9 protein-coding genes are annotated in these 6378 nt (G+C 55.2%); 3 read left to right on the top strand and 6 right to left on the bottom strand.

The window, feature by feature from the left end; translation table 11 throughout:
• The 3 genes from GS12_RS13420 to hxpB form a co-directional block, all read right to left on the bottom strand.
• Positions 1-1192 (bottom strand): L-cystine transporter (locus GS12_RS13420; protein WP_034947859.1); only part of this gene is annotated, 1192 nt, incomplete at its 3' end.
• Between the two features lie 163 nt (positions 1193-1355).
• Positions 1356-1934, bottom strand: a complete 579-nt coding sequence (locus GS12_RS13415) for a metal-dependent hydrolase (protein WP_034947856.1) — start codon at positions 1932-1934, stop codon at positions 1356-1358.
• 116 nt (positions 1935-2050) lie between these two features.
• Complete coding sequence (gene hxpB / locus GS12_RS13410) at positions 2051-2734, bottom strand: hexitol phosphatase HxpB (RefSeq protein ID WP_034914437.1); 684 nt, start codon at positions 2732-2734, stop codon at positions 2051-2053.
• A gap of 118 nt (positions 2735-2852) precedes the next feature.
• Between hxpB and GS12_RS24620 the strand changes: the two genes are divergently transcribed.
• Positions 2853-3023 (top strand): hypothetical protein, encoded by a 171-nt coding sequence (locus GS12_RS24620; RefSeq protein WP_160279916.1) that lies wholly within the window; start codon positions 2853-2855, stop codon positions 3021-3023.
• A gap of 3 nt (positions 3024-3026) precedes the next feature.
• Here the strand turns inward: GS12_RS24620 and GS12_RS23370 are convergent, their stop codons facing one another.
• Positions 3027-3215 (bottom strand): Rrf2 family transcriptional regulator, encoded by a 189-nt coding sequence (locus tag GS12_RS23370; protein ID WP_072016892.1) that lies wholly within the window; start codon positions 3213-3215, stop codon positions 3027-3029.
• 140 nt (positions 3216-3355) lie between these two features.
• On the opposite strand from GS12_RS23370, the gene GS12_RS13400 reads away from it, so the two are divergent.
• Positions 3356-3895: a YniB family protein gene (locus GS12_RS13400; RefSeq protein ID WP_034947853.1), complete on the top strand. Its 540-nt coding sequence runs from the start codon at positions 3356-3358 to the stop codon at positions 3893-3895.
• Positions 3896-3920: 25 nt separating this feature from the next.
• Here GS12_RS13400 and GS12_RS13395 read toward each other — a convergent pair whose 3' ends face one another.
• Both GS12_RS13395 and ghoS read right to left on the bottom strand, forming a co-directional pair.
• On the bottom strand, positions 3921-4808 hold the full coding sequence (locus tag GS12_RS13395; RefSeq protein WP_034947851.1) for a fructosamine kinase family protein: 888 nt from the start codon (positions 4806-4808) through the stop codon (positions 3921-3923).
• A gap of 97 nt (positions 4809-4905) precedes the next feature.
• On the bottom strand, positions 4906-5199 hold the full coding sequence (gene ghoS, locus GS12_RS13390; RefSeq protein WP_034914446.1) for a type V toxin-antitoxin system endoribonuclease antitoxin GhoS: 294 nt from the start codon (positions 5197-5199) through the stop codon (positions 4906-4908).
• A gap of 365 nt (positions 5200-5564) precedes the next feature.
• Here ghoS and GS12_RS13385 point away from each other — a divergent pair, with 365 nt between their 5' ends.
• A complete protein-coding gene (locus GS12_RS13385; protein ID WP_034914449.1) occupies positions 5565-6320 on the top strand; it encodes a DUF481 domain-containing protein in 756 nt (251 codons plus the stop codon).
• The last annotated feature ends 58 nt before the right edge of the window (positions 6321-6378 follow it).

The following is a 6378-nucleotide window of genomic DNA, read 5'->3' as shown; positions in this document are numbered from 1 at the left end:
GCGCGGCAAAGGTAGCGCCGCCGCCGACGCCGGCCACGCCGGCAGAACTGAGGGTGACGATACCGACCAGCGTGGCAATCCACATTGGATCGAACGGATTGATCCCCACGGTCGGCGCAACCATCACCGCCAGCATGGTCGGATAAAGACCGGCGCAGCCGTTCTGGCCAATCGTTGCGCCAAACGAGGCGGCAAAGCTGGCGATAGATTCAGGGATGCCGAGGCGACGGGTCTGCGCTTCGACGCTCAGCGGAATGGTCGCGGCGCTGGAGCGGCTGGTAAAAGCGAAGGTGATCACCGGCCAGACTTTACGGAAAAAACGCTTAGGGTTTACGCCGTTTACCGACAGCAACAGGGCATGCACGGCAAACATGATCGCCAGGCCCAGATAGGAGGCCAGGACAAATCCACCGAGCTTGATGATGTCATTAACGTTAGAACTGGCGACCACTTTGGTCATCAGCGCCAGCACGCCGTACGGCGTCAGCTTCATGATCAGACGAACCAGCTTCATTACCCAGGCCTGAAGCACATCGATTGCCGCCAGCACGCGCTCGCCTTTTGGCCGATCGTCACGAAGGAGATGCAGTGCCGCCACGCCAAGAAACGCCGCAAAAATTACCACGCTGATAATGGACGTCGGGTTGGCGCCGGTCAGATCGGCGAAAGGATTTTTTGGCACAAACGACAACAGAAGCTGCGGCGTGGAAAGATCGGCAACCTTGCCCACGTAATTGGTTTGCAACGCAGCAAGACGTGCCGTTTCCTGTGCGCCCTGCACCAGACCGCTGGCGTCAAGCCTGAAAAGCCAGGTTACGAACACGCCGACCAGTGCGGAAATAGCGGTGGTAAACAGCAGTACGCCGATGGTCAGCACGCTGATTTTACCCAGCGACGAGGCATTATGCAGACGCGCCACGGCGCTGAGGATCGAGGCAAAGACCAGCGGCATCACGATCATTTGCAACAGCTGCACATAGCCGTTGCCCACAATATTGAACCAGCTAATCGACTCTTTCAGTACTGTGCTTTCTGAACCATAAATAGCGTGTAGTACAAGGCCAAACAGCACGCCCATTACCAACCCCAGCAAAACTTTTTTGGAAAGACTCCAGTTGGCGCTGCCGCTTTTGGCAAGAACAATCAACAGCGTGACAAAAGCCACGATGTTGGCAATTAAAGGAAGGTTCATCCCCGGATCTCCAGTCAGGTCGACGCGTATATTCGCGTCGTACAGCAGATAATTTTCTTCGTGCAGCAGAATGCCGCCCGGTGCGGAGCATGGTAACACTCACCAACGGGCGTCTATATACTCAAATGGAATGCTATATAATTAAAGTGGTTTTACCGGCGATTTAATGTGCATATTGCGTGTTTATCAAGCGGGAAAAGCCGCTTTGCACCATCTGTAACGCGTCGGCGGGCCAGCTTCTCGCACTAAAAGAGGGCGCCCAGATGGCGCAACCAATCAGCGCAAAGCAGAGCAGCCGCTCCATCTGGTTGCCTTTCTGGCTGGTCAGCAGCGGCAGGCGGAATCGCCAGCGGCACGGCCAGAGCAGCGGCACCCCGGCCGGCGTCAGCATATCCGCTGCGATATGGCTTAAATAACCTAATACTAATCCCTGAAAAACATCGGCCGGCACCAGTCCGTTCTGCGGGACTTTGAGCTGAAAAAGCGCCACGCCGCCCAGCACGGCAAGCAGGCTGTGTGTAAAGCCACGGTGACCGAACGCGCGGGCAATCGGCTGGGAAACCCAGCGGAAACGCTGCCCTAAAAATGATTTAGGGTGATCGATATCGGGCAGCAGGCAGGTAAGCAGCGCGGCAGGAACGATATGCCACCAGTCGCCGCCAGCCAGTTCCGGCGTCAGTTCAATTCGGCGGGCAAAAATAGTGCTGGCGATGGCAAAAAGAAGATGGCCTTCAGCCGTCATGATAACATCCTGTATAACTGTCAATGCATCCAGTATAGAGATATATACAGTGCAGGGCATCAGTGACGGTGTAACCAAAGATGAATAACGATCGGGTTACACCGTTTTTATATCACTCAGGCGGCGGGATGGGCACCGTGAAGGTGAGCAGCGGTCAGTTCATCAAGCGAACCTAATTTTACGTCTGCCAGCGCCCAGCGTGCATCGACGGCAAACTCTGCCGCTGGAACCACGATGGAACGCATGCGGGCGGCTTTGGTCGCCACCATGCCGTTGACCGAATCTTCCAGCGTCACGCAGTTGAGGGGATCCACGCCGAGACGCGCCGCTGCATCCAGATAGACCTGCGGATGCGGTTTGCTGTAAGGCAGTGATTCTGCCGAGGCCAGCACGTCAAAGTAGTCGCGCAGATTAAACATTTCCAGCACCCGCTCAAGCATATGCAGAGGAGAAGCGGACGCAAGACCGATTTTCAGCCCTTCAGCACGACAGAGCTTCAGCGCAGACTCCACGCCCGGCAGCAGCGGCCGCGTTTCTTCAACCAGCGACAACGACCGCGCGATTATCCTGCGCGTCACCTCGGCCTGGTCCGGGCCTGACCACGGCAGCGTTTCGTACCACATACGCACCACCTGGTCGATGCGTAGGCCGAGGGTGTCCGGCAGTTCGCTGCGGCGTGACAGATCAACATCAAGGGTGGAAAAGATGTCCAGTTCTGCGCGATCCCACAACGGTTCGGAATCGATCAGCAGGCCATCCATATCGAAAATTGCGGCAAGCACAGGGCGGGTGTAAGACATTTTACGGCTCCGTTCAACAAATTGTGCTCACCATACCATGAACATGCCTCTCACAACATCGCCGCTCAGGCGGCCTTACAGACGGCAGATTTTCGCGCCAGCCAGCCATGAATAAGCAATGAGCAGGGCTTCTGCCTCGTTTCGGGCCTGCGCCAGCGCGCGCGTTATTCACCGCCTGTTCAACCAGGCACGTCGGATTATCGCGCCAATCGCCCGGCGCCATAAGCGCCGGTTCACCCACGGCTCGCCAAACCTGCTCCAGCGTTATTTCAAGCAGATCGCAGCTTAACTGTCAGCCGCTGCGATGACCCTTTTCAGCGCGAACATAGCCGCGCTCTCTCAGGCCCGCCATCAGGCGGCGAACCACGACCGGGTGAGTGCTCATCAACGTTGACCGCTGCTCCAGGGTAATCGGCGTGCTGTACTCCGCCATGCGCACCTGCACATGCAATACAGCGGAAAGCTTACTGTCTCTTTTCATGTAAATTAAAATTTCACATGAAACGCGCCAGGCGCAAACGGCCTTATTGCGCCGCCGGACATGACAGCCTGACTTTTTTCAGGCACATTTCTCAGCCAGTGGATAAACTTAAAGCCTAAAACTAAAGGACAGGAGTAAGCATGACTTATCAACAAGCTGGCAGAATTGCGATAGTGAAACGCGTCGCTGGCTGGATCATTTTTATTCCCGCGCTGATTTCAACCGTGATTTCATTGATGCTTTTTCTGGAAAAAAGCCGCGAACAGCGTGAAGGGATTAACGCGGTGATGCAGGACTTTTCGCACGTGATGATTGATATGATCCGCTTTAACACCCATTTTCTGGATGTTTTCTGGAATCGTTCGCCGGTGCCGGATTTCAGTCACGGCAGCAATATCACCTTCTGGATTATTTACGTGCTGATTTTTGTCGGCCTCGCATTGCAGGCTTCAGGCGCAAGAATGTGGCAGCAGTCGCGTCGCGTGCGGGAAAGCATTGAAGACCAGATGATTCTGGAGAATGCAAAAGGCGCAGAAGGGCGCAGTCGTCAGCAGTTAGAGGAGAAAATCGTCATTCCTCGCCACACCATTTTTCTGCAATTTTTCTCGCTTTATGTGCTGCCGATAGTAATTGCCGTGGCCGGTTATTTCATTCTTAAGCTGCTCGGTTACATCACCTGACCTCCGCGCCGGTCCGGCATCATGCTCAGGCCCGCGCCAGATCGGCTTCATCAACGTCAAGCAGCGCGCCCACCGCCCGCTGCGCGTCTGCCAGCCAGCCGCCGCCAAAGACGTTGGCGCGGTTGAGCAAATAGTAAAGCTGGTAAACGGGCTGCCGCTGGCGATAATCTGCCGGAAGCGCCCACGTTGCCTGATAGCTTTCCAGAATCTCCTGCGGCAAATCGCTGTGCCAGGCGAGCATCGCCAGATCGCACTCTCTGTCGCCCCAGTAGCATGCCGGATCGAACAGCCACGGCCCGTCAGCGCTCCCTGCGCAGTTGGCGGGCCACAGGTCGCCATGCAGCAGCGAAGGCTGCGGGTGGTGCGCCACCAGTGCGCGCTGTACGCAGGTAACAATCAGGTCGATATCGCCATACAAAATGCCTTTTTCCGCTGCGAGCTGAAGCTGCCAGCCAATACGCTGTTCGGCAAAAAAGACCGACCAGCGTTTAACCCAGCTGTTTGGCTGCGGCGAGGTGGTGATGTTGTTGTCAAAGTCGAGGCCGAACTGGGGCTGATCGCTCCACTGATGCAGGCGGGCAAGCTGCGCGCCAAGCGTCTGTGCGGCTGCCGCATCCAGCGGATGGGGAGGGATGTATTCAAGCAGGAGAAAACTCGTCTCCTTGTCGCTGCCCACGCCGTAAACGCGCGGCACACGCACGGTGTCGGTACGCGCGAGCAGGGCGAGCTGATCCGCTTCTGAGGTGAAATTGTCCAACATGTCGCGGCTGTTACATTTTACAAAAACGTCGCGATCCGCGTGACGAATAAGCCAGGCCGGATGGACATCGCCACCCGGAAGCTGCGTGCGATGACTGATTTCTGCGCTGCTACCTGACTGCTCACTCAACAGACGACCAATGGCTGACCACATAGGGGTTTCCTCTTTTCGCTGTATATCGTTGGACGGGCTAACAGGGACGGTTAAATAATAATCAGAACCGGCAGCGTTGTATAGCAGTTACCGCCCGTCAGGCTTTGCTGTCTTTCAGAAATGCGTCCAGATGCTGTACCTCGACCTCGGGCTTTTGCCCCAGCGCCATCTCACCCAGTCCCTCCGCCTGCTTGCGTATCTCTTCCTCACTCAATGCGCTGACGATACCAAAGCTGTTGGTGCCAAGCTCGTGCGGCTTTCCGTCTTTGTCGGCTAATGACGTGGTGAAGCCTCCGTTCACCAACGCGCTGTTCAGTTCAAGAATGTCGGTTAAACCTTCTTCCTGGTAACGTAAAGTGACGACATACTGTGCTACCTGTGATGCGCTCATCGTTTGTCCTCATCGGTGGGGGAATTTTTTTCAGCATAGTTCATCCGGCAGCAACGGTAACATTATCAACGGGCGAAAGGGAAAAGAGCGATTTTCAAACGCGTGGTCGCATTTGGTTACTTTTTGACTTGTTAAGACATGGATTTTTCCATTTTCCAGATTATTACCTGCTGCTTATATGCTGTAAAAGTTTTAACCGCACCCTATAATGCCTCAGGCCTGTTGCGGCAGATGCTACCTATACGCCTGTGAAGAAACGCATAGCGACTTAATGAAATGTTACGATTTTTCGCGTAAAGAGCATTGATCGTACTACCAAATTCTTCACACTCACTTCCTTTAAACTGTTGTACGGATCACACGTAATGAAAGCGCTTAACAAGCTGTCTGTAGTTCTTTTGCTCTCCGGGGGAGCGCTGTGCCAGCAAGCCCTGGCGGATAATAATGTCTTTACCGTCATGGACGATCCGTCCACGGCAAAAAAAGATTTTGAAGGTAATGCGGCCGCCGGTTATCTGGCGCAAACCGGTAACACGACCAGTTCATCGCTTACCGCCAATACCAACATGACCTGGTATCAGACCAAAACCGCATGGAGCCTGTGGGGCAACGCCAACAACACCTCTTCGAACGATGAACGTTCATCTGAGACCTACCAGGTGGGCGGACGTTCGCGCTATAACCTGACCGATTTCGACTACCTGTTCGGCCAGGCAAGCTGGTTGAGCGATCGTTTTAACGGTTACGACGGCCGTTCCGTCTTCGTTGCGGGTTATGGTCGCCAGCTGCTGAACGGCCCGGTCCATTCGCTTCGCATCGAAGCCGGTCCGGGCGTACGTTACGACGATTATCACGAAGGCGGCCACGAAACGCAGGCGCTGGCCTACGGCGCACTGAGCTATCAGTGGCAGCTCACCGATACCACGAAGTTTATTCAGGGCGTTTCCGTTCTGGGCAGCGACGACACCACGGTGAACTCTGAAACCGGTTTACAGGTCGCTATCAACGATCACTTCGCGCTGAAGCTGGCCTATAACGTGACCTGGAACCAGAACCCGCCAGAGTCTGCGCCGGACAAAACGGACACCAAAACCTCCGTCATGCTTTCTTACGCTATGTAATACGCACCGGGCCGGATCTCCCGGCCTGGTCTTATCCTCTCTGCGATAAAAATTCTTC

It is taken from the genome of Erwinia oleae, assembly GCF_000770305.1.
Taxonomy (GTDB): domain Bacteria; phylum Pseudomonadota; class Gammaproteobacteria; order Enterobacterales; family Enterobacteriaceae; genus Erwinia; species Erwinia oleae.
This window is presented reverse-complemented; position numbering and strand designations above follow the sequence as displayed.

Coding starts and splice junctions, on each gene's coding strand:
- GS12_RS13415 (WP_034947856.1), bottom strand. CDS start 1,934: ATGACGGCTGAAGGCCATCTTCTTTTTGCCATCGCCAGCACTATTTTT.
- hxpB (WP_034914437.1), bottom strand. CDS start 2,734: ATGTCTTACACCCGCCCTGTGCTTGCCGCAATTTTCGATATGGATGGC.
- GS12_RS24620 (WP_160279916.1), top strand. CDS start 2,853: ATGAGCAGGGCTTCTGCCTCGTTTCGGGCCTGCGCCAGCGCGCGCGTT.
- GS12_RS23370 (WP_072016892.1), bottom strand. CDS start 3,215: ATGAAAAGAGACAGTAAGCTTTCCGCTGTATTGCATGTGCAGGTGCGC.
- GS12_RS13400 (WP_034947853.1), top strand. CDS start 3,356: ATGACTTATCAACAAGCTGGCAGAATTGCGATAGTGAAACGCGTCGCT.
- GS12_RS13395 (WP_034947851.1), bottom strand. CDS start 4,808: ATGTGGTCAGCCATTGGTCGTCTGTTGAGTGAGCAGTCAGGTAGCAGC.
- ghoS (WP_034914446.1), bottom strand. CDS start 5,199: ATGAGCGCATCACAGGTAGCACAGTATGTCGTCACTTTACGTTACCAG.
- GS12_RS13385 (WP_034914449.1), top strand. CDS start 5,565: ATGAAAGCGCTTAACAAGCTGTCTGTAGTTCTTTTGCTCTCCGGGGGA.